Source organism: Serratia sp. H1w (assembly GCF_000633355.1).
Lineage (GTDB): Bacteria > Pseudomonadota > Gammaproteobacteria > Enterobacterales > Enterobacteriaceae > Chania.
Genome location: NZ_AYMQ01000089.1, coordinates 1 through 20,948 on the forward strand (window position 1 = coordinate 1; position 20,948 = coordinate 20,948).

A 20,948-nucleotide genomic window follows, 5' to 3' on the forward strand; every position below is an offset into this window, starting at 1 on the left:
GGCGTATACTACGCTTTCCTCTCTCAGAGTCAACCCCTAATTTTCAGGTTTTTTTCTCTGTCGAACTTCGAATACATCGTGAAGTTGTTCACATGTTCCGTGTCGATGGAGGCGCATTATAGGGAGTTCCACGCAGGCCGCAACAGGTATTTTCAACAAAAAACACCGTTTGCTGCATTCCACAGCAAAACCCGTCCTTATACCCGGTTATGCACCAACTTATCCACAGAACGCATTTGGATGGAAAATTTACGAGCGCCACGCAAACGTTTTCGCTACAATTCCCCGCGACGAAACAATCCCCGTTTTACCGGGGCGCTACCTGAATCTGTTCCTTTCCTTCTCTATATAGGAAGAAATCTCCTCTATATAAGAAGCCACAAGGTGGAGATCCACGTAACGCTCTTATATTGCGACTCAAAGCCAAGGGATAAAACCATGCAACAACCTCGTCCAATCCGCCGGGCCCTGCTCAGCGTGTCCGACAAAGCCGGTATCGTTGAATTTGCCGAAGCCCTCTCCCAGAGAGGCGTCGAACTACTCTCCACCGGTGGCACCGCCCGCCTGCTGGCCGACGCCGGTCTGCCTGTTACCGAAGTTTCCGACTACACCGGCTTCCCGGAGATGATGGACGGACGAGTCAAAACCCTGCACCCGAAAGTGCACGGTGGCATTCTGGGCCGCCGGGGTCAGGATGATGCCATCATGGAACAACATGCGATCCAGCCAATCGATATGGTGGTGGTAAACCTCTATCCCTTCGCGCAAACCGTGGCACGTCCGGATTGCTCGCTGGAAGACGCCGTCGAGAATATCGATATCGGTGGCCCAACCATGGTGCGCTCGGCTGCCAAGAACCATAAAGACGTGGCCATCGTGGTCAAGAGCAGCGACTACGCCGCCGTGATCACCGAGATGGATAACAACAACGGTTCACTGTTGTACCCAACCCGTTTCGATCTGGCTATCAAGGCATTCGAGCATACCGCCGCGTATGACAGCATGATCGCCAACTACTTCGGTGCCTTGGTACCGGCTTATCACGGTGAGACCGAACAACCTTCCGGCCGCTTCCCACGTACGCTGAATCTCAACTACATCAAGAAGCAGGATATGCGTTACGGTGAGAACAGCCACCAGCAAGCCGCCTTCTATATAGAAGAGAATTTGCAGGAGGCCTCCGTTGCCACCGCCGACCAGTTGCAGGGCAAAGCGCTTTCCTACAACAACATCGCCGATACCGATGCGGCGCTGGAATGTGTCAAAGAGTTTGCCGAGCCGGCCTGCGTGATCGTCAAACATGCCAACCCTTGTGGCGTAGCGATTGGTGAGAACCTGTTTGCCGCCTATGAGCGCGCCTATCAAACCGATCCAACCTCGGCCTTTGGCGGTATCATCGCCTTCAACCGTGAGCTGGATGCCAAAACGGCGCAGGCGATCATCAGCCGTCAGTTCGTTGAGGTGATCATCGCCCCAAGCATTAGCGAAGAAGCTCGCACTCTGCTGGCGGCGAAACAGAACGTGCGCGTGCTGGCCTGTGGTCAATGGCAACAGCGCGTCAGCGGGCTGGACTTCAAGCGTGTTAACGGTGGCCTGTTGGTGCAGGACCGCGATCTGGGTATGGTGACCGAAGCCGATTTGCGCGTGGTATCCGAACGCCAGCCGACTGCCCAGGAACTGCGTGATGCGCTGTTCTGCTGGAAGGTGGCCAAGTTCGTTAAATCCAATGCCATCGTCTATGCCCGCGACAACATGACCATCGGCATAGGTGCCGGCCAGATGAGCCGCGTTTACTCCGCCAAGATCGCCGGGATCAAAGCCGCTGACGAAGGCCTGGAAGTCAAAGGCTCCGCCATGGCATCCGACGCCTTCTTCCCGTTCCGTGACGGCATTGATGCCGCAGCGGCCGTTGGCATTACTTGCGTGATCCAACCGGGAGGTTCAATCCGTGATGATGAAGTGATTGCCGCAGCCAACGAACATGGCATCGCGATGATCTTTACCGACATGCGCCACTTCCGCCATTAATCCTTTTTGCTGCGTGCGCCAGGTGCGCACGCCGTTTATGGAGCACCTGATGAATATTCTAATTATTGGCAACGGCGGGCGTGAACATGCGCTGGCCTGGAAAGCGGCCCAATCGCCATTGGCAGATAAGGTCTTTGTTGCACCGGGTAATGCGGGCACCGCGCTGGAAAGCAATCTGACCAACGTCGATATCGCCCCAACCGATATTCCGGCGCTGATTGCCTTTGCCAAAGACAATGCCATCGGTCTGACCATTGTTGGCCCGGAAGCACCATTAGTGATCGGCGTGGTAGATGCCTTCCAGGCTGCCGGGTTGAAAATCTTTGGCCCTTCACAGGCCGCCGCACAGCTTGAAGGCTCCAAAGCCTTCACCAAAGACTTCCTGGCACGCCACGCCATTCCTAGCGCCAGCTACCAGAACTTTACCGAAGTTGAACCTGCACTGGCCTATGTACGTAGCCAAGGCGCACCGATTGTCATCAAGGCCGACGGTCTGGCAGCAGGTAAAGGTGTGATCGTCGCCATGACGTTGCAGGAAGCCGAAGACGCGATCCAGGATATGCTGGCGGGCAACGCTTTTGGCAACGCCGGGCACCGCATCGTGATCGAGGAGTTTCTTGATGGCGAAGAGGCCAGCTTTATCGTCATGGTAGACGGTGAAAACGTGGTGCCGATGGCGACCAGCCAGGATCATAAACGCGTAGGTGACGGCGATACCGGCCCGAATACCGGTGGGATGGGCGCTTATTCCCCTGCGCCAGTAGTTACGGATGAAATCCACCAGCGCGTGATGGACCAAGTGATCTGGCCAACCGTTCGCGGCATGGCAGCGGAAGGTAACACCTATGTCGGTTTCCTGTACGCAGGCCTGATGATTTCTGCCGACGGGCAGCCCAAGGTAATCGAATTCAACTGCCGCTTTGGCGATCCGGAAACCCAGCCAATCATGCTGCGTCTGCGCTCCGATCTGGTTGAGCTCTGCCTGGCAGGGGCTGAAGGTAAACTGGGTGAAAAGACTTCCGAGTGGGACGAACGCCCTGCCCTTGGCGTCGTGTTGGCTGCGGGTGGTTACCCTGCGGATTATCGCCAAGGGGATGTGATCCACGGCTTACCTCAGCATGAAGACGCCAACGGCAAAGTGTTCCATGCCGGTACGCGTATGCAAGGCAATGACGTTGTGACCAACGGCGGGCGCGTTCTGTGCGTGACGGCATTGGGCGCAACGGTGGCACAAGCTCAGCAGTTAGCCTATCAGTTAGCGGAAGGTATTCAGTGGCAGGGCAGTTTCTGCCGCAAGGATATTGGCTACCGCGCTATCGCACGCGAGCAGTAATCGGCGGCCCCGTTAAATTCAGGCTCTGTTCGCAGGGCCTTTTTTATTGGCTACAGGGTATCTTTGGTGGGTTCCCAACTGCAGAAGTCGCTATTGGCCACCAGTAACAGCTCACGACCTTCCGGCCCATCCAACCAGGCTACACTCACTGGCTGACTGCTGTTGGCCGCACGCCGTGCGATCCACTCTTCGGCCTGTTGGTCCAGACCCGGTTTCACGACTTCGCCGTTGCACAGCTTCACTGCGCCTTGTTGCCAGTGCCCTTGTAACAACCGTACCCGGCCGGCATTAAGCGCATCGCTCACTTCCAGCATCCGCCGCGCCTGATATTGGTAGAGCACGATTTCATCGCTGGAGAGCTTCTGACGTTGGGTAGCCAGTTGGCGTTGCATAAAGCTGACCGTACCGTTGGCGGTGAAACGCAGCTGAATGGAATCGCGATCACCATCCGCATCGGTGCGTTTGATTTGGTACAGCACACCATTCTGATATTCATACAGCGTAGAGACGGTGCCTGGCCCGCGATAAGGGCTGTAGACACTCAACAGCGCCACAGGCTGCTGCTGGCCGTCATCCAGACGCCACACTCGCATTACCCCCTGATCGGCCACAAAGCCGCTGGCGGTAAAGGTCGGTGGGGCAGACCGGAAACTACAAGCACTCAAGGCAGCGACAACCGTAACCGCCATGAGTGCCCGTTGAATAAACAAAAGGGGCGCCGACGCCCCCCTGTTTAAACCTTTCTGCAACACGCGATTAAGACTTAACCGCGTCTTTCAGTGCTTTACCAGAAACGAACGCAGGCACGTTAGCGGCTGCGATTTTGATTTCTTTACCAGTCTGTGGGTTGCGGCCAGTGCGCTCGCTACGATGGTTTACCTTGAAAGTACCGAAACCAACCAATTGTACTGCATCACCTTCTTTCAGAGACTCAGTAATGGCAGCCAGGGTTGATTCCAGAGCCAGCTTAGCTTGAGCTTTAGAAAGGTCAGCCTTGTCTGCGATTACATCAATCAGTTGAGTCTTGTTCATAAGTTATCCTTACAGTGTGTTTATCGTTTGCAAAGCATCGAGTGCGACGGATATGCCGATGGACAGCACTCTCCTGCATACACGCACCGATAGCCACTTTTTTTTCGCCCCCCAAATGTAGACCAGACAGGGTGCGGATGTGAAGCCTTAAGGCACGACAAATCAGACGTTAAATCACGTTTTCTTGCCTTATTGCGTTAAATTTATCCCAATGTTACTTACCGCGGCCTCGCGCAGGTCAGATCGTAACCCTTTGATCAGATCCAGATCACGCTCTTCGCAGGCAGCCAACAGGCGGAAAATCTCCCATTGAATGTCCCATTCTTCCTCAACGGCAGGCAGAATTTTCAGCTCTTCGTCGGTCATTTCTTTACCGGCCTGGGTCATTTCCAACATCGCCACGGTGCGAATTGAGGTTTCGCTGATGGCAATGGCGTGCTCCAGCGTTTCACCGCTGAGGCGCGAATGGATCAGTTCCCCTAATGCGATACAGGCATCGATTGCCGGGTAAACGCCGTAAAGATCGTAATCTTCTGCCGACGGGATCGCCTCTTCCAACTTCTCCAGCTGGCTGTCGAAGTTGACCTTGGCGTCTTTCACCACCAGCGTTTCCCAGATCAGATCCAGGATGCGGCGATAAACCGCCGGGTCGCCAAACTCCGTCTGTAGACAGAACATCTGGTAATTCGGGTACATACGCTCGCACAGGCAGGCCATAAAGGTCAAATGCTGCCAGCTTTCCAGCTTTTCCAAGCGTAAATGGATCGGGTTACGTAGCATGGTCTACTCTCTTACTCGTTATCTGCCGCGCAGTGTACCCGAAATCGCTCATTGCGACACCTCCGGATGCTGCTGTAGCCAGCGTATAAAGGCCGGACGGCGTGAAGCTATGGCATCGGCCCAACGCGTAGGTTCCGGCAAGCGGTAGCCTGCCATACAGCGCTGTACCCAGGCCAGGGCGCTGTCGGTGCCAACACGATGGCCCGTAGCAATAAACAGCGGGTTACAACGTTCCTTGCTGCGCCATACCCATCCCAGCTGTTCGCCCTTATCCTCAAGCGCGGCCAGCGAGCCAACGGTAGCGTCCAGCGGGGAAAATTTACCACATAAACGCTTCTTCGCCACGCCAATGGTCGGTACGTCCACCAGCAGGCCAAAGTGGCTGGCAACCCCCAAGCGCCTTGGATGGGAAATGCCGTGGCCATCGACGAAGATCAGGTCAGGTTTCTGTTGCAGCTGTTCCCAGGCGGCGATCAACGCCGGATACTCGCGAAACGAGAGAAAACCGGGGATATAGGGCATGGTGGTACTGATACGGGCGATCTGATACTCCACCAGTTCCAGTGAAGGATAGCGCAGGATAGCAATGGCGGCGCGTGTAACCGCGCCCTCTTGCTCAAAACCGACGTCCGCACCGGCAATAAACGCCGGTGGGTCTTGCAGAAAATCATCGTGACGAATGACTTCCCCGGCGCGCCGTAACTGTTCGGCGCGCAGAGCCTGAGTATCTATCACAGCGTCTCCTTGCGGTTTAGCGGTGGTATTTGGCCGACAACGCATGCACCGCTTCAACGAACGCACCGGCATGTTCCGGTGGCACATCCTGATGAATGCCGTGGCCAAGGTTAAATACGTGACCTTCGCCCTGGCCAAACCCGGCCAGAATGGTTTCCACTTCCTGGGCAATGCGCTCCGGTGCCGCATACAGCATCGAAGGGTCCATGTTGCCTTGCAGAGCGACTTTATCGCCCACGCGGCGGCGCGCATCGGCAATATCGGTAGTCCAGTCCAGGCCCAGCGCATCGCAACCGGTGGCCGCCATCGCTTCCAGCCACTGGCCGCCGCCTTTGGTGAACAACGTCACCGGCACGCGGCGTCCGTCGTTTTCACGCAGCAGACCATCGACAATTTTATGCATGTAGTGCAGCGAGAATTCGCGGTAATCACGGCCCGTCAGCACGCCGCCCCAGGTGTCGAACACCATCACGGACTGCGCACCAGCCTTGATCTGGGCGTTGAGATAAAGAATGACGCTGTCCGCCAGCTTATCCAGCAGCAGGTGCAGCGTCTGCGGCTCGGCGTACATCATTTTCTTCAGCTTGGTGAACGCCTTGCTGCTGCCGCCTTCGACCATATAGGTCGCCAACGTCCACGGGCTACCGGAGAAACCAATCAGCGGTACTTCACCCTTCAGCTCACGGCGGATAGTGCGCACCGCGTTCATCACATAGCCCAGTTCATCTTCCGGATCGAACGCTGGTAACTTCTCTACGTCGGCACGACAGGTGATTGGTGAAGAGAAACGCGGACCTTCCCCAGTCTCGAAGTAGAGCCCAAGCCCCATGGCATCAGGAATGGTGAGAATGTCGGAGAACAGGATGGCGGCGTCCAGCGCATAACGGCGCAGAGGCTGTAAGGTCACCTCGCAGGCCAGTTCGGCGTTTTTGCACAACGACATGAAATCCCCGGCCTGAGCACGGGTGGCTTTGTACTCTGGCAAATAACGACCGGCCTGGCGCATCATCCATACAGGGGTGAGATCTACCGGTTGGCGCAACAGCGCGCGCAGGTAGCGATCGTTCTTCAACTCATTCATTTCTTGGGCTCCCTTGATTATCTGCCGCCATTGTACCTTATTCTGCCCGGCACAGCGCCACGGTGTCCTCGATCAGACGGCGCGCCACGGTACCTGGAGGTGGCAGCATAGGCAATTGGTCATAGCGATACCAGCCCGCATTGAGCAACTCTTTCGGATCGTGACGCAGTTCACCACTGTGATACTCCGCCATAAACGCCATCATCAGCGAATGGGGGAACGGCCAAGGCTGCGAGGTGACATAACGCAGGTTGGTGATGGCGATATTGCTCTCTTCCATGACCTCGCGCGCCACGGCACTTTCCAGCGTTTCACCCACCTCGACAAAACCGGCCAGCACGGTATGAATACCGCCGCGATGGCGCACATGCTGTGCCAGCAGGATCTCGTCATTGCGGCGGATAGCGACAATCACGCAAGGGGCAATCTGCGGGTAATAACGTTCACGGCAGTGATTACACAGGCAGGCACTTTCCGTGCGGCTGAGGTGCATTTCATGGCCACAGTAGCCGCAGAACTGATGCGAGCGATAAAAGTCGGCCAGTTGCACACCGCGCCCGGCCAGCTGGAACAGCCCGCGATCGAGGCTGAGCAATTGCCGCACCGAGCCCATATCTTTGGCCATGGGTTGGCGCACCAGCCAGACCGTTGCCCCCTCCCATTCACCAATCTGCCGAGCCGAGCGGCCTTGTAAGGAAAAAAATGCGGCAGAACCAAAGGGTAATTCACCGTTTGGTAACCAAATTTTGCTTTCATGGCTGACGATCCACCAGCCGTTTTCGTTACCCGTTAATGCAAGTTCCATATGTTGTTGCACAACCTCTGCTTCACTGGCAATCTAGGAATGGTCTTTGTTACATTTTATTAACTTACTTTTCTTTCTCTTTTCTCTTACACACGGAGTCAACCATGCTCAACCGATTGGAAAGCCTGACTCAGCGCGTTGGTGGCAGTAATGAATTAGTCGATCAATGGTTGCAGGCACGCAAGCAGCAGCTGGTTGCCTATTGCAGTTTGGTCGGCATTAAACCCAACAAAGAAAAGCATACGCCGCTGAACGAAAAAGCGCTGGAGAACTTTTGCCATAATCTGGTGGATTATCTCTCTGCCGGACATTTTCACATTTATGACAAAATTATCAAACAAGTGGAGGGTTCCGCCAGCCCAAAAATGGCGCTGACCACCAAGTTCTATCCGAAATTACAGGCCAATACCGAAACCGTGATGGAGTTCCATGACCGCTATACCGAAGCCGATATCGATGATGTGTGTGTCGAACTCAATCAGGCGTTGTCAGACATTGGCGAAGCCTTGGCCTCGCGTTTCGCTTTGGAAGATCAGTTGATCCAACTGGCGGCAGAAACCTGGCAGCAGGGCCAACCGGGGAGCAACAATACTGAGTCTCTGCCACATCCTGCCTAATGCGGGGGTTGTAGTTTTTGTACTCCCTCTTATACTGAGGGCTCTTGTCGGAGTGCCTAGCGCTGATATTGCCTTAAATCAGCCAGGCTGAGACCGTTAATTCGGGATCCGCGGAACCTGATCGGGTTAATACCCGCGAAGGGAACAAGAGTAATCTATCGCCATAGGCAAGATGCTCCCGTCAGGGGCTGCGCCTGCCTTACCGGCTACCATCATTACTCCCTCCGAGCTCCAGACAAGCAATTTTCCCTACATCACTACACTGATAGGAATTTGCTATGTCTACCGTGAACCAACCTCGTGCCCGTAAACAACAACGCGAGGCCGCGCAAAACTTTATCGACTCTCTGCAAGGCGTAACCTTCCCCAACTCACAACGGATCTATCTCGCTGGCTCACGCAGTGATATTCAGGTGCCGATGCGTGAAATCCAACTCAGCCCAACGCTGATCGGCGGCAGTAAAGACCAGCCGCAGTATGAGCAGAACGAAGCCATTCCGGTATATGACACCGCAGGCCCGTACGGCGATCCGCAAGCCGTGCTCGACGTACATAAGGGATTGGAAAAAATTCGTGCGGGCTGGATCGTAGAACGTGCCGATACGGCAACGTTGAGCGGCGTTAGCTCCGGCTTCACCCAGCAGCGTCTGGCCGATGAAGGCCTAGACCATCTGCGTTTTGAACACCTGCCGCTGCCCCGTAAGGCCCTGCCGGGGAAATGCGTGACTCAACTGCACTATGCCCGCGCCGGTATTGTCACACCAGAGATGGAGTTTATCGCCATCCGCGAAAATATGGGCCGTGAACGCATTCGTGGTGAAGTGCTGCGTCATCAGCATCCTGGCCAAAGCTGGGGCGCTAACCTGCCGGAAAACATCACGCCGGAGTTTGTCCGCCAGGAAGTGGCCGCTGGCCGCGCCATCATCCCCGCCAACATCAACCACCCGGAATCCGAGCCGATGATTATTGGCCGTAATTTCCTGGTGAAGGTGAATGCCAACATCGGCAACTCGGCGGTCACTTCCTCGATCGAGGAAGAAGTCGAAAAACTGGTGTGGTCAACCCGCTGGGGTGCCGACACCGTGATGGATCTCTCTACTGGCCGCTATATCCACGAAACCCGCGAATGGATCCTGCGCAACAGCCCGGTGCCGATTGGTACGGTGCCGATCTATCAGGCGCTGGAGAAAGTGAACGGCGTGGCCGAGAACCTGACCTGGGAGATGTTCCGCGATACCCTGCTGGAACAGGCCGAGCAAGGAGTCGATTACTTCACCATTCACGCCGGGGTCTTACTGCGCTATGTGCCGATGACCGCCAAACGCCTGACCGGCATCGTCTCCCGTGGCGGTTCGATCATGGCGAAGTGGTGTCTGTCGCATCATCAGGAAAACTTCCTTTATCAGCACTTCCGTGAGATCTGCGAAATTTGCGCCGCCTACGATGTTTCACTGTCACTCGGCGACGGCCTGCGCCCAGGCTCGATCCAGGATGCCAACGACGAAGCGCAATTCGCCGAACTGCACACACTGGGCGAACTGACCAAGATTGCCTGGGAATATGACGTACAGGTGATGATCGAAGGCCCAGGCCACGTGCCGATGCAGATGATCCGCCGCAACATGACTGAAGAACTGGAGCACTGCCATGAAGCGCCGTTTTATACGCTTGGGCCATTGACCACCGATATCGCACCAGGTTACGACCATTTCACCTCCGGGATCGGCGCGGCGATGATCGGCTGGTTCGGCTGCGCGATGCTTTGCTACGTGACGCCAAAAGAACACCTGGGCTTGCCGAACAAGGAAGATGTCAAACAGGGGCTAATCACCTACAAGATCGCCGCTCACGCCGCCGATCTGGCGAAAGGCCATCCAGGCGCACAGATCCGCGATAACGCCATGTCCAAGGCGCGCTTTGAATTCCGTTGGGAAGATCAGTTCAACCTGGCGCTGGATCCACAAACCGCCCGTGCCTATCACGACGAAACACTGCCGCAGGAATCCGGCAAGATCGCCCACTTCTGCTCGATGTGCGGACCAAAGTTCTGTTCAATGAAAATTTCCCAGGAAGTCCGCGACTATGCCGCCGCACAGGAGGCTGCCAAGCCGATCGAAGTACAACTGACCGGCATGGAGAAAATGTCTGCCGAATTCCGCTCACGCGGTAGCGAGCTGTACCATAGCGCAGCCAACTTGCAGGAAGAGGTGAACAATGACTAACCTCACTACGCCCTTCCCCGCAACGCCACACAAGCTGGGTTTATACCCGGTCGTCGACAGCGTTGAATGGATCGCCCGCCTGCTGGAGGCAGGCGTCACCACCATCCAATTACGCATCAAAGATCTGCCCGATGAACAGGTGGAGGCCGATATTGCCGCCGCCATCGCCCTTGGCAAACACTATCAGGCACGGCTGTTTATCAATGATTACTGGCGGCTGGCGATTAAGCATGATGCCTACGGCGTTCACTTGGGGCAGGAGGATTTGGCTACTACCGATCTGGCTGCCATCCATCGAGCAGGGTTACGTCTGGGCGTTTCCACCCATGACGACGCCGAACTGGCCCGGGCAATTGCCGTCAAACCTTCCTATATCGCGCTGGGGCATATCTTCCCCACGCAAACCAAGGACATGCCTTCCGAGCCTCAAGGCCTCGCCGAGTTGCAACGCCACGTCGCCGGAATACCGCAGTACCCAACGGTAGCCATTGGTGGGATCAGTATCGATCGCGTTCCCGCCGTGCTGGAGTGCGGCGTTGGCAGCGTAGCCGTGGTCAGCGCCATCACCCAGGCTGCGGACTGGCGTGCCGCCACGGCAACGTTGCTGCAACTGATTGAAGGCAAGGAGTAATGCGATGCTCAATGATCAAGAGTTTCTGCGCTACAGCCGCCAGTTGCTGCTGGAAGACGTCGGCCCCGAGGGGCAGGAAAAGCTAAAGCACGCCACGGTGCTGATCGTCGGATTAGGGGGCTTAGGTTCCCCGGCGGCGCTGTATCTGGCTGCCGCTGGCGTGGGTACGCTGCTGTTGGCCGATGATGACCAACTACACCTCACCAATCTGCAACGGCAAATTCTGTATCGCACCGGCGATATCGCCGCCAGTAAGGCTCAACTGGCGCAGGATCATTTACAGGCGCTGAACCCTCTGGTGGAGTCGATCGCGCTGGAGCAACGCCTGCAAGGTGCAACGCTGAACGATGCCGTGACCCGTGCCGATCTGGTGCTCGATTGCAGCGACAATATGGCGACCCGCCATGCGGTCAATGCCGCCTGCATCGCTGCCAATGTGCCGTTGATCAGCGGCAGCGCGGTCGGGTTCAGCGGCCAGTTACTGGTTATCGAACCGCCTTATGCCCACGGTTGTTATGCCTGCCTCTACCCCGAGCAAGCCGAACCACAGCGTAACTGTCGCACCGCAGGCGTACTTGGCCCGGTCGTCGGTGTGATCGGCACGCTTCAGGCGCTGGAAGCCATCAAAATGCTGGCCGGGATGCCCTCCTCCCTCAGCGGCAAGCTGCGTTTGTTCGACGGCAAACAGCAAAGCTGGAGCACCTTGCAACTGAGCAAGGCCAGTACCTGTCCCGTCTGTGGGGGGCCAGCATGAAGATTACGCTGAATGACCAACCACTGGAGCTGGCACAACCGCTGAGCGTTCAGGCGTTGCTTGAGCAGTTAGAGCGCCACCAGCCAGGCAGTGCATTAGCGATCAATCAGGTCATCATTCCACGCGGTGACTGGGCAACCCGTCAGGTGCAGGACGGTGATGATATCTTGCTGTTTCAAGCGATTGCCGGAGGCTGACATGCTGAAAATCGCCGATACCACTTTTACTTCACGCCTGTTTACCGGCACCGGGAAATTCGCCACGCCCGAGTTAATGCTGGCCGCGCTACAGGCTTCCGGCTCGCAGCTGGTAACCATGGCAATGAAACGCGTCGATCTGCGCGGCGGTAACGACGCCATTCTGGCACCGCTGCAACGGTTGGGCGTAAAACTACTGCCCAACACCTCTGGGGCGAAGACGGCAGAGGAAGCCGTATTCGCTGCCCGGCTGGCACGCGAGGCGCTGGGCACCCACTGGGTGAAACTGGAAATTCATCCTGAGGTGAAATACCTGCTGCCTGACCCAATCGAAACGCTCAAGGCAGCAGAGATCCTGGTCAAGGAAGGTTTTGTGGTGCTGCCTTACTGCGGCGCCGATCCGGTGTTGTGCAAACGGTTGGAGGAAGTGGGCTGTGCCGCCGTGATGCCGCTCGGTGCCCCGATCGGTTCTAACCGTGGATTACTGACCCGTGACTTTCTGGAGATCATTATTGAACAGGCCAAGGTTCCGGTAGTCATTGACGCCGGGATCGGTGCCCCCAGCCATGCATTAGAGGCGATGGAGCTGGGAGCCGATGCGGTACTGGTCAATACCGCCATCGCCGTGGCCCGCGATCCGCTGCAAATGGCTCAGGCTTTCCGCTTGGCGTTGGAAGCCGGTGAGCTGGCACGTAACGCCGGACTCGGCAGCCGCCAGACGATTGCCACGGCCTCCAGCCCGCTGACGGCGTTCCTCAGCCATTCAGAGGAGGCACTCTGATGGCCGATGATTTTAGCGAGCGTTTATCTGGCTGGGATTGGAACGACCTGACGCTGCGCATTAACAGCAAAACGGCACGTGATGTTGAGCAGGCTTTGCATAGCGCCAAGCCGACGCGGGAAGATTTTATGGCGCTCATCTCCCCTGCCGCCGCCGCTTATCTGGAGCCCCTGGCGCAACGAGCGCAACAACTCACCCGCCAGCGTTTCGGCAATGTGGTGAGTTTTTATGTGCCGCTATACCTATCCAACCTGTGCGCCAACGATTGTACCTACTGCGGCTTTTCGATGAGTAATCACCTCAAGCGCAAAACGCTGGATGCGGCAGAGATCGAACGGGAATGCGCGGCCATCAAGGCGTTAGGATTTGAGCATCTGCTGCTGGTAGCCGGAGAACATCAGCGCAAGGTCGGTATGGATTACTTCCGCCAGCATATTCCCGCCATTCGCCGCCATTTCAGCTCGCTGATGATGGAGGTGCAGCCCCTGGCGCAGCAAGACTATGCCGAGCTGAAAACCCTTGGGCTGGACGGGGTGCTGGTCTATCAGGAAACCTACCACCCGGCGACCTATCAGCAGCATCATCTGCGTGGACAGAAACAGGATTTCCACTGGCGGCTGAGTACGCCGGATCGATTGGGCCGCGCCGGGATCGATAAGATCGGCCTCGGCGCGCTGATCGGGCTTTCCAGCAGTTGGCGTACGGACTGCTATCTGTTGGCGGAGCATCTGTTCTATCTACAGCAGACCTATTGGCAGAGCCGTTACTCAATCTCGTTCCCCCGCCTACGACCCTGCGCCGGTGGCATTGAACCAGCCTCGATCATGAGCGAATCGCAATTGGTGCAGTTGATCTGCGCTTTCCGGCTATTTGCCCCCGACGTGGAACTTTCATTATCTACCCGGGAGTCGGCCTTCTTCCGCGATCATATGATCCCGGTGGCCATCAACAGCGTCAGCGCCGGTTCGAAAACCCAGCCGGGCGGCTACGCCGACGATGTACCACCAGAGCTGGAACAGTTCGAACCGCACGACAGCCGGACGCCGCAGCAGGTGGCACAAGCCATTAGTGGCGCCGGGTTACAGCCGGTGTGGAAAGATTGGGATGATTATCTGGGACGCACTACGCAACCGCCTGCAACGGTTGCACCGTCTAACCAATAGTGCTGGAAACACTACGCAAAGCAATAAAGCCAAGCTGGCGCCCTAAAACGGCACCGTTATAGTGGCGATGTTGGCTAACGGAACCTAGCCAGCCAAGGTTATCTTCCCCTCTGATAGCCTTGCTTACCAAACGCCGGAGCGTGCGGAGACTGGCCGCACGTTTCCGGTTCCTTGATTGGGCTCACCCATAGAATATAACTTATGAGTTATTATAACCCATAAGTTATGTTGACTATTAACCTGTGGGGGCTTATATGTATGAATTGATATTCCACCCCGAGGCAGAGAGCGAAATTTATGAACTCGAACCTGTTATGCAGGCCAAGGCTCTTAAAGGACTTGAAAAGCTGGAAGCTACAGGACCGGAACTAAGATATCCAGACACGAGTATTATCGAAGGTGGATTGTTTGAGTTACGTGTTGGCCGAAAGGACCTAACCAGAACGTTTTTTGCTTATGCGAAAAGACGTAAGATCTACATCTTAAGAACGTTTATAAAGAAATCCCCTAAGACCCCGAAAGCCGAAATAGCCCTGGCGAAGTCAAGATGGGAGGACCTGAAAGATGACAGTTAAAGGTATCAAATTTTCAGACGTTAAGGCCAAAGCTCTTGCTAATCCTGAGGTAAAAAAAGCCTACGAGGAAGAAAGCCGAGAAGAGGAACTTCGCGCAGTGCTGATCGAGATGAAGTCTAAGTCAGGCCTGACAAGCACAGAGATCGCTGTACGAATGGGGGTCAGCCAACCCGCAGTGAGTCGGCTGGAGAGGAACGTTGCAAATGCTAGCTTCTCCACTTTGCAACGCTATGCAGCGGCTTGTGGAATGCGCATTAAATTGTCCCTTGTTTAACAGCACTCGCTCATGCAACCTTTTTCCTTATGAGGCACTGTACATAACCAGATTGATGACAAATTGGCAATGGGCTGAATTTGTAGGGGTCAAACATGTTCGACCCGATTTAATTTATTAATTATCCAACCGGTGGCCATCTGTGGCTGAACGGGCGCAGCATGCAGCGCCCCTACGTGTTGGGTTTATCAGTAGTCTCATATACTGCGCCCTGATAAACGTTTCAATCCACCGCCTGAGGCTTCATTCTCATACCAACAATGGCCGACAGCAGGCAACCCATCGCCAGATAGGCGGCAACCAGATGCCAGGAGCCATCCATCAACTCCACCAGCAAGACGGCAATAAACGGCGTGAAGCCACCGCCGACCACGCTGGCAACCTGATAACCCACACCGGCCCCGCTATAACGGTAGGCAGTACCAAACAATTCGGTGAACATCGGCTGCTGCACGCTAACCAGCATGTCATGCGCCATATTCCCCAGCATGATGGCAAAGAAGATAATCATCACCGTATCACGGCTCTCCAACGCCATGAAAAACGGTACCGTGCTGGCAACACCAATCAATGCTCCCGTCACGTAGATCCGCCGTCTGCCAAAGCTGTCGGCCAAATAGGCAAAGAACGGGATCGAGACACAGCTCACCGCCCCCACCAGCAAGCCGATATTCAGGAACAGATCGCGTGATAGGCCAAGATGGGTAGTCGAGTAGTTCATGGCAAAGGCCGTCACGATGTACATCGTCAGCAATTCACCGAATCGCAGGGCAATGATCAACAAGAAGGCCTTGGGATTCTGGCGCAGCGCCTCAAAAATGGGGAACTTGCGTAATTTCTCGGCCCGAGTATGCAGGGTTTTATTGGCCTCAAACTCCTGAGACTCGTCCATACCATTACGGATCCACCAGGCAATCGCCACCAATAACAGGCTAAACAGGAACGGTAAACGCCAGCCCCAGGTGATAAATTCCTCGTTGCTGGTGAACTTGCTGACCAGAGATACCGAGCCGGTAGCCAACAGCAATCCGACGCCAAAACCAATTTGTACACCACTGCTGTAAAAAGCTTTGCGCTTCTTCGGCGCACTTTCCACTGCCAGCAAGGCAGCACCACCCCATTCGCCCCCCACGGCAAACCCTTGTACGGCACGTAGCACCACCAGCATGACTGGAGCCCACCAACCGACCGAATCAAACGAAGGCAGCAGGCCGATCAACGCCGTAGAGATCCCCATCATCCAGACGGTGATCATCAACATGCGCTTACGGCCCAGCTTATCGCCGAAGTGGCCGAACACCATGCCACCCAACGGGCGGAACAGGAAGCCAACGCCAAAGGTGCCAAAAGCGGCCAGCGTGCCCATCGTTGGGCTGACCTGCGGGAAGAATTCAGTGTTAAAGACTAAAGCGGCAACTATTCCGTACAGTAGGAAATCGTACCAATCGACTACGGCGCCAACGAAGCTTCCCCAGGCTGCACGCCGTGCCCGGCTTTGGCAATACTGGGTTGATGAGCTTATTTCACTGTTTGCAGGGCTGCTGCCACTGACTGATGTAGAGGTATCCATGCCTGTCCCGTTATTTTAACTTTACAGCACTGTACAACAAAAAGCCCCGGCTAGGATAGCCAGGGCTTTAGTCATTCACTGCTTAACGTGCAGTCAGGGATGAAGTGACTTATTCGTCACTGCCACCCAGGTTGCCAGCATTCAGCAATTCGGCCAGGTTGGCTGTCGCTTCTTCCGCGCTGACCTGCGGAACAACCGGAGTTTCACCCAGAGCCTTACGGCGCATACGATCCTGGTGATAAGCGTAACCGGTACCGGCTGGGATCAGACGGCCCACGATGACGTTCTCTTTCAGGCCGCGCAGCTCATCACGTTTACCGGCAACTGCCGCTTCGGTGAGAACGCGCGTCGTTTCCTGGAACGATGCAGCAGAGATGAAGGACTCGGTCGCCAAGGAAGCCTTGGTGATACCCAGCAGATCACGTGAGAAGGTTGCTTCGATCTTGCCTTCAGCAGCAAGTTTACGGTTAGCAATCTTAACGCGTGACACTTCAGCCTGTTCGCCTTCCAGGAACTCGGTGCTACCAGCGCTAACGATGGTCCCTTTACGCAGCATCTGACGAACGATAACTTCGATGTGTTTATCGTTAATCTTAACGCCTTGCAGACGGTAAACTTCCTGCACTTCGTTGGTGATGTAGCGGGTAACCGCGTGCACACCACGCAGACGCAGGATGTCATGTGGAGATTCTGGGCCGTCAGAAACAACGTCACCACGTTCCACAATTTCACCTTCGAACACGTTGAGCTGACGCCATTTAGGGATCATCTCTTCGTAAGCGTCACTGCCGTCCAGTGGAGAGATGACCAGGCGACGTTTGCCTTTGGTCTCTTTACCGAACGAGATAATCCCGCTGATTTCAGCCAGGATTGCCGGCTCTTTCGGACGACGTGCTTCGAACAGATCCGCAACGCGTGGCAGACCACCGGTAATATCCTTGGTACCGCCGGATTCCTGAGGAATACGCGCCAGGGTATCACCCGCACCGATCTGAATGCCATCTTCCAGCTGTACAATCGCTTTACCTGGCAGGAAGTATTGAGCAGGCATATCAGTACCTGGGATCAATACGTCGTCGCCTTTGGCATCAACGATTTTCAGTGCCGGACGCAGGTCTTTACCGCTACCGGTACGCTCTGCGCTGTCCAGTACCACCAGAGAAGACAAACCGGTCAGTTCGTCGGTCTGGCGGGTAATGGTCTGGCCGTCAACCATATCGGCGAAGCGAATGAAACCGCTCACCTCGGTAACGACTGGCATGGTGTGTGGATCCCAGTTAGCAACGGTTTCGCCGCCGTTAACTTCTGCACCATCGCCTTTGCCCATTACGGAACCGTAAGGCACTTTGTAGCTTTCTTTGGTACGGCCGAATTCGTCGATCAGCTTCAGTTCGGTGTTACGAGAGGTAATAACCAGCTTGCCTGCGGCGTTCATAACGAACTTCACATTGCTCAGCTTCAGCGTACCCTTGTTTTTCACCTGGATGCTGGATTCAGCAGCCGCACGAGATGCCGCACCACCGATGTGGAACGTACGCATCGTCAGCTGGGTACCCGGCTCACCGATGGACTGTGCCGCGATAACGCCGATGGCTTCACCTTTGTTGATGATGTGACCACGTGCCAGGTCGCGACCATAGCAGTTGGCGCACACACCAAAGTCGGTTTCACAGCTAACTACGGAACGGACTTTAACGCTGTCGACAGAGTTCTCTTCCAACAGGTCACAGGTCTTCTCGTTCAGCAGGGTGTTACGTGGCACCAGGATGTCAGCCGTACCCGGCTTGATGACATCTTCGGCAGTCACACGACCCAGAACGCGTTCACGCAGTGGCTCTTTAACGTCACCACCTTCGATAACCGGAGTCATCATGATGCCGTTGTGAGTACCACAGTCGTCTTCGGTAACCACCAGGTCTTGCGCCACGTCAACCAGACGACGGGTCAGATAACCGGAGTTTGCCGTTTTCAGTGCGGTATCCGCCAAACCTTTACGAGCACCGTGCGTGGAGATGAAGTACTGGAGTACGTTCAGACCTTCACGGAAGTTCGCGGTGATTGGCGTTTCGATGATGGAGCCATCTGGTTTGGCCATCAGGCCACGCATACCCGCCAACTGACGGATCTGAGCGGCAGAACCACGAGCACCGGAGTCGGCCATCATAAAGATGCTGTTGAAGGAAACTTGTTGTTCCACCACGCCGTCACGGTTAACCACGTCTTCAACCGACAGGTTTTCCATCATCGCTTTGGCAACACGTTCGTTCGCCGCAGCCCAGATATCGATCACTTTGTTGTAGCGTTCGCCCGCGGTTACCAGACCAGACTGGAACTGCTCCTGGATCTCGGCAACTTCGGTTTCCGCTTCTTCGATGATCTCTGCTTTCTTGGCAGGGATAACCATGTCATCGATACCTACGGATGCGCCTGAACGGGCAGCGTAAGCAAAACCGGTGTACATGATCTGGTCAGCGAAGATAACGGTCGGCTTCAGACCCAGGATGCGGTAACAGGTGTTCAGCATCTTGGAGATCGCTTTCTTGCCCAAAGGCTGGTTAACGATCGAGTAAGGCAGACCTTGCGGTACGATCATCCACAGGATGGCACGACCGATAGTGGTATCAATAATCGTGGTCTGGTGAATGGATTCACCTTCGGTATTCTTGATCTCTTCTGTAATACGCACTTTAACGCGTGCGTGCAGAGAGGCCAGACCGGCGCGGTAAACACGTTCAGCTTCTTTAGGACCCGTCAGAACCATGCCTTCGCCTTTGGCGTTAACACAGTCACGAGTCATATAGTACAGACCCAATACAACGTCCTGAGAAGGAACGATGATTGGCTCGCCGTTCGCTGGTGACAGGATGTTGTTGGTAGACATCATCAACGCACGCGCTTCCAGCTGGGCTTCCAGCGTCAACGGTACGTGAACAGCCATCTGGTCACCATCGAAGTCGGCGTTGTATGCCGCACAAACCAGCGGGTGCAGCTGGATCGCTTTACCTTCGATCAGAACCGGTTCAAACGCCTGGATACCCAAACGGTGCAGAGTTGGTGCACGGTTCAACAGTACCGGGTGTTCGCGGATCACTTCGTCCAGGATATCCCAAACGACAGCTTCTTCGCGCTCAACCATTTTCTTGGCGGCTTTGATCGTTGTGGCCAGGCCACGCAGTTCCAGCTTGCCATAGATGAACGGTTTGAACAGCTCCAGTGCCATTTTCTTCGGCAGACCGCACTGATGCAGACGCAGGTATGGACCTACGGTGATAACAGAACGACCAGAGTAGTCAACACGTTTACCCAACAGGTTCTGACGGAAACGACCCTGCTTACCTTTGATCATGTCGGCCAAAGATTTCAGAGGACGTTTGTTGGAACCGGTGATGGCACGACCGCGACGGCCGTTATCCAGCAGGGCATCTACCGCTTCTTGCAGCATACGCTTTTCGTTGCGCACGATGATATCAGGCGCAGCCAGATCCAGCAGGCGTTTCAGACGGTTGTTACGGTTGATCACGCGGCGGTACAGATCGTTCAGATCTGAAGTCGCGAAACGGCCACCATCCAGTGGAACCAGCGGACGCAGATCCGGCGGCAGTACCGGCAGCACGGTCAGGATCATCCACTCTGGCTTGTTGCCAGACTGTACGAACGCTTCCAGCAGCTTGATACGCTTGGTCAGCTTCTTACGCTTGGTTTCGGAGTTGGTTTCGTTCAGCTCTTCACGCAGCTGCTCACACTCGGCTTCCAGATCCATGTTTTTCAACAGGGCCTGAATAGCTTCCGCACCCATCTTGGCGTCGAATTCGTCACCAAACTCTTCCAGCGCATCCAGATACTGCTCTTCAGTCAGGATCTGACGACGCTCGAGGTTGGTCATACCGCCTTCGATCACCACATAGGATTCGAAGTACAGTACACGTTCGATGTCACGCAGCGGCATATCCAGCAGCAAACCGATGCGCGAAGGCAGCGATTTCAGGAACCAGATGTGCGCAGTTGGGGAAGCCAGTTCGATGTGGCCCATACGCTCACGGCGTACTTTGGTCTGGGTCACTTCAACGCCGCACTTCTCACAAATCACACCACGGTGTTTCAAGCGCTTGTACTTACCGCACAGGCACTCATAATCTTTTACCGGCCCAAAGATACGGGCGCAGAAAAGGCCGTCACGCTCAGGTTTGAACGTACGGTAGTTAATGGTTTCCGGCTTTTTAACTTCACCGAACGACCATGAACGGATCATGTCTGGCGATGCCAGAGCAATCTTGATCGCATCAAACTCTTCGGTCTTAGTTTGCGCTTTCAGAAACTTTAATAAGTCTTTCACGGATTGGCTCCTGTCGGAGTTAAACCTGTTGGGCGCA

19 protein-coding genes and 1 riboswitch are annotated in these 20,948 nt (G+C 55.4%); of the genes, 11 read left to right on the forward strand and 8 right to left on the reverse strand.

The genetic code is table 11. The features are described 5' to 3' along the window. Positions 1–438 precede the first annotated feature (438 nt). Both purH and purD read left to right on the forward strand, forming a co-directional pair. Positions 439–2,028 carry a bifunctional phosphoribosylaminoimidazolecarboxamide formyltransferase/IMP cyclohydrolase gene (gene purH, locus U869_RS0120205; RefSeq protein ID WP_025121567.1) on the forward strand — a complete coding sequence of 530 codons (1,590 nt, stop codon included), beginning with the start codon at positions 439–441 and terminating at the stop codon, positions 2,026–2,028. A gap of 49 nt (positions 2,029–2,077) precedes the next feature. Beyond that, on the forward strand, positions 2,078–3,361 hold the full coding sequence (purD, locus tag U869_RS0120210) for a phosphoribosylamine--glycine ligase (protein ID WP_025121566.1): 1,284 nt from the start codon (positions 2,078–2,080) through the stop codon (positions 3,359–3,361). Positions 3,362–3,411: 50 nt separating this feature from the next. Here the strand turns inward: purD and U869_RS0120215 are convergent, their stop codons facing one another. From U869_RS0120215 to nudC, 6 genes are all read right to left on the reverse strand, one after another. After that, positions 3,412–4,050: a DUF1481 domain-containing protein gene (locus tag U869_RS0120215; protein WP_029987737.1), complete on the reverse strand. Its 639-nt coding sequence runs from the start codon at positions 4,048–4,050 to the stop codon at positions 3,412–3,414. Between the two features lie 67 nt (positions 4,051–4,117). Further along, positions 4,118–4,393 (reverse strand): nucleoid-associated protein HU-alpha, encoded by a 276-nt coding sequence (gene hupA, locus U869_RS0120220; RefSeq protein WP_024914152.1) that lies wholly within the window; start codon positions 4,391–4,393, stop codon positions 4,118–4,120. A 189-nt stretch (positions 4,394–4,582) separates the two neighbouring features. After that, positions 4,583–5,173 carry a YjaG family protein gene (locus U869_RS0120225; protein ID WP_025121564.1) on the reverse strand — a complete coding sequence of 197 codons (591 nt, stop codon included), beginning with the start codon at positions 5,171–5,173 and terminating at the stop codon, positions 4,583–4,585. Positions 5,174–5,221: 48 nt separating this feature from the next. Further along, on the reverse strand, positions 5,222–5,908 hold the full coding sequence (nfi, locus tag U869_RS0120230) for a deoxyribonuclease V (protein WP_025121563.1): 687 nt from the start codon (positions 5,906–5,908) through the stop codon (positions 5,222–5,224). Between the two features lie 16 nt (positions 5,909–5,924). Further along, on the reverse strand, positions 5,925–6,989 hold the full coding sequence (hemE, locus tag U869_RS0120235) for a uroporphyrinogen decarboxylase (RefSeq protein ID WP_021808058.1): 1,065 nt from the start codon (positions 6,987–6,989) through the stop codon (positions 5,925–5,927). Positions 6,990–7,026: 37 nt separating this feature from the next. Then, entirely contained in the window at positions 7,027–7,794 is a 768-nt protein-coding gene (gene nudC / locus U869_RS0120240; protein WP_025121562.1) for an NAD(+) diphosphatase, read from the reverse strand. Between the two features lie 104 nt (positions 7,795–7,898). Here nudC and U869_RS0120245 point away from each other — a divergent pair, with 104 nt between their 5' ends. From U869_RS0120245 to U869_RS0120285, 9 genes are all read left to right on the forward strand, one after another. Beyond that, the gene (locus U869_RS0120245; RefSeq protein ID WP_025121561.1) at positions 7,899–8,411 is read left to right on the forward strand and encodes an Rsd/AlgQ family anti-sigma factor; all 513 of its coding nucleotides are present in this window, start codon (positions 7,899–7,901) and stop codon (positions 8,409–8,411) included. Positions 8,412–8,449: 38 nt separating this feature from the next. Beyond that, positions 8,450–8,572, forward strand: a riboswitch (TPP riboswitch). Positions 8,573–8,689: 117 nt separating this feature from the next. After that, positions 8,690–10,633, forward strand: coding sequence for a phosphomethylpyrimidine synthase ThiC (gene thiC, locus U869_RS0120250; protein ID WP_025121560.1), 1,944 nt, complete (start codon positions 8,690–8,692; stop codon positions 10,631–10,633). Further along, entirely contained in the window at positions 10,626–11,264 is a 639-nt protein-coding gene (gene thiE / locus U869_RS0120255; RefSeq protein ID WP_025121559.1) for a thiamine phosphate synthase, read from the forward strand. The genes thiC and thiE overlap by 8 nt, the downstream gene beginning before the upstream one ends. Before the next feature lie 4 nt (positions 11,265–11,268). Continuing rightward, the gene (locus tag U869_RS0120260; RefSeq protein WP_025121558.1) at positions 11,269–12,018 is read left to right on the forward strand and encodes a HesA/MoeB/ThiF family protein; all 750 of its coding nucleotides are present in this window, start codon (positions 11,269–11,271) and stop codon (positions 12,016–12,018) included. Next, the gene (thiS, locus tag U869_RS0120265) at positions 12,015–12,215 is read left to right on the forward strand and encodes a sulfur carrier protein ThiS (protein ID WP_025121557.1); all 201 of its coding nucleotides are present in this window, start codon (positions 12,015–12,017) and stop codon (positions 12,213–12,215) included. The genes U869_RS0120260 and thiS overlap by 4 nt, the downstream gene beginning before the upstream one ends. 1 nt (position 12,216) lies before the next feature. Beyond that, the gene (locus U869_RS0120270) at positions 12,217–12,996 is read left to right on the forward strand and encodes a thiazole synthase (protein WP_025121556.1); all 780 of its coding nucleotides are present in this window, start codon (positions 12,217–12,219) and stop codon (positions 12,994–12,996) included. After that, complete coding sequence (gene thiH, locus U869_RS0120275) at positions 12,996–14,159, forward strand: 2-iminoacetate synthase ThiH (RefSeq protein WP_025121555.1); 1,164 nt, start codon at positions 12,996–12,998, stop codon at positions 14,157–14,159. The genes U869_RS0120270 and thiH overlap by 1 nt, the downstream gene beginning before the upstream one ends. 254 nt (positions 14,160–14,413) lie before the next feature. Then, positions 14,414–14,734, forward strand: a complete 321-nt coding sequence (locus tag U869_RS0120280) for a type II toxin-antitoxin system RelE/ParE family toxin (protein WP_025121554.1) — start codon at positions 14,414–14,416, stop codon at positions 14,732–14,734. Then, positions 14,724–15,008 (forward strand): helix-turn-helix domain-containing protein, encoded by a 285-nt coding sequence (locus tag U869_RS0120285; RefSeq protein ID WP_025121553.1) that lies wholly within the window; start codon positions 14,724–14,726, stop codon positions 15,006–15,008. Before U869_RS0120280 ends, U869_RS0120285 begins: the two co-directional genes overlap by 11 nt. 223 nt (positions 15,009–15,231) lie before the next feature. On the opposite strand, the gene shiA is transcribed toward U869_RS0120285, so the two are convergent. Further along, a complete protein-coding gene (gene shiA / locus U869_RS0120290) occupies positions 15,232–16,578 on the reverse strand; it encodes a shikimate transporter (protein WP_025121552.1) in 1,347 nt (448 codons plus the stop codon). A 109-nt stretch (positions 16,579–16,687) separates the two neighbouring features. Then, entirely contained in the window at positions 16,688–20,911 is a 4,224-nt protein-coding gene (gene rpoC, locus U869_RS0120295; protein WP_025121551.1) for a DNA-directed RNA polymerase subunit beta', read from the reverse strand. Between the last annotated feature and the right edge of the window lie 37 nt (positions 20,912–20,948).

What these genes read in the sequence shown, in the direction of transcription:
- purH (WP_025121567.1), top strand. Translation starts at nt 439, where the DNA reads ATGCAACAACCTCGTCCAATCCGCCGGGCCCTGCTCAGCGTGTCCGAC.
- purD (WP_025121566.1), top strand. Translation starts at nt 2,078, where the DNA reads ATGAATATTCTAATTATTGGCAACGGCGGGCGTGAACATGCGCTGGCC.
- U869_RS0120215 (WP_029987737.1), bottom strand. Translation starts at nt 4,050, where the DNA reads ATGGCGGTTACGGTTGTCGCTGCCTTGAGTGCTTGTAGTTTCCGGTCT.
- hupA (WP_024914152.1), bottom strand. Translation starts at nt 4,393, where the DNA reads ATGAACAAGACTCAACTGATTGATGTAATCGCAGACAAGGCTGACCTT.
- U869_RS0120225 (WP_025121564.1), bottom strand. Translation starts at nt 5,173, where the DNA reads ATGCTACGTAACCCGATCCATTTACGCTTGGAAAAGCTGGAAAGCTGG.
- hemE (WP_021808058.1), bottom strand. Translation starts at nt 6,989, where the DNA reads ATGAATGAGTTGAAGAACGATCGCTACCTGCGCGCGCTGTTGCGCCAA.
- nudC (WP_025121562.1), bottom strand. Translation starts at nt 7,794, where the DNA reads ATGGAACTTGCATTAACGGGTAACGAAAACGGCTGGTGGATCGTCAGC.
- U869_RS0120245 (WP_025121561.1), top strand. Translation starts at nt 7,899, where the DNA reads ATGCTCAACCGATTGGAAAGCCTGACTCAGCGCGTTGGTGGCAGTAAT.
- thiC (WP_025121560.1), top strand. Translation starts at nt 8,690, where the DNA reads ATGTCTACCGTGAACCAACCTCGTGCCCGTAAACAACAACGCGAGGCC.
- thiE (WP_025121559.1), top strand. Translation starts at nt 10,626, where the DNA reads ATGACTAACCTCACTACGCCCTTCCCCGCAACGCCACACAAGCTGGGT.
- U869_RS0120260 (WP_025121558.1), top strand. Translation starts at nt 11,269, where the DNA reads ATGCTCAATGATCAAGAGTTTCTGCGCTACAGCCGCCAGTTGCTGCTG.
- thiS (WP_025121557.1), top strand. Translation starts at nt 12,015, where the DNA reads ATGAAGATTACGCTGAATGACCAACCACTGGAGCTGGCACAACCGCTG.
- U869_RS0120270 (WP_025121556.1), top strand. Translation starts at nt 12,217, where the DNA reads ATGCTGAAAATCGCCGATACCACTTTTACTTCACGCCTGTTTACCGGC.
- thiH (WP_025121555.1), top strand. Translation starts at nt 12,996, where the DNA reads ATGGCCGATGATTTTAGCGAGCGTTTATCTGGCTGGGATTGGAACGAC.
- U869_RS0120280 (WP_025121554.1), top strand. Translation starts at nt 14,414, where the DNA reads ATGTATGAATTGATATTCCACCCCGAGGCAGAGAGCGAAATTTATGAA.
- U869_RS0120285 (WP_025121553.1), top strand. Translation starts at nt 14,724, where the DNA reads ATGACAGTTAAAGGTATCAAATTTTCAGACGTTAAGGCCAAAGCTCTT.
- shiA (WP_025121552.1), bottom strand. Translation starts at nt 16,578, where the DNA reads ATGGATACCTCTACATCAGTCAGTGGCAGCAGCCCTGCAAACAGTGAA.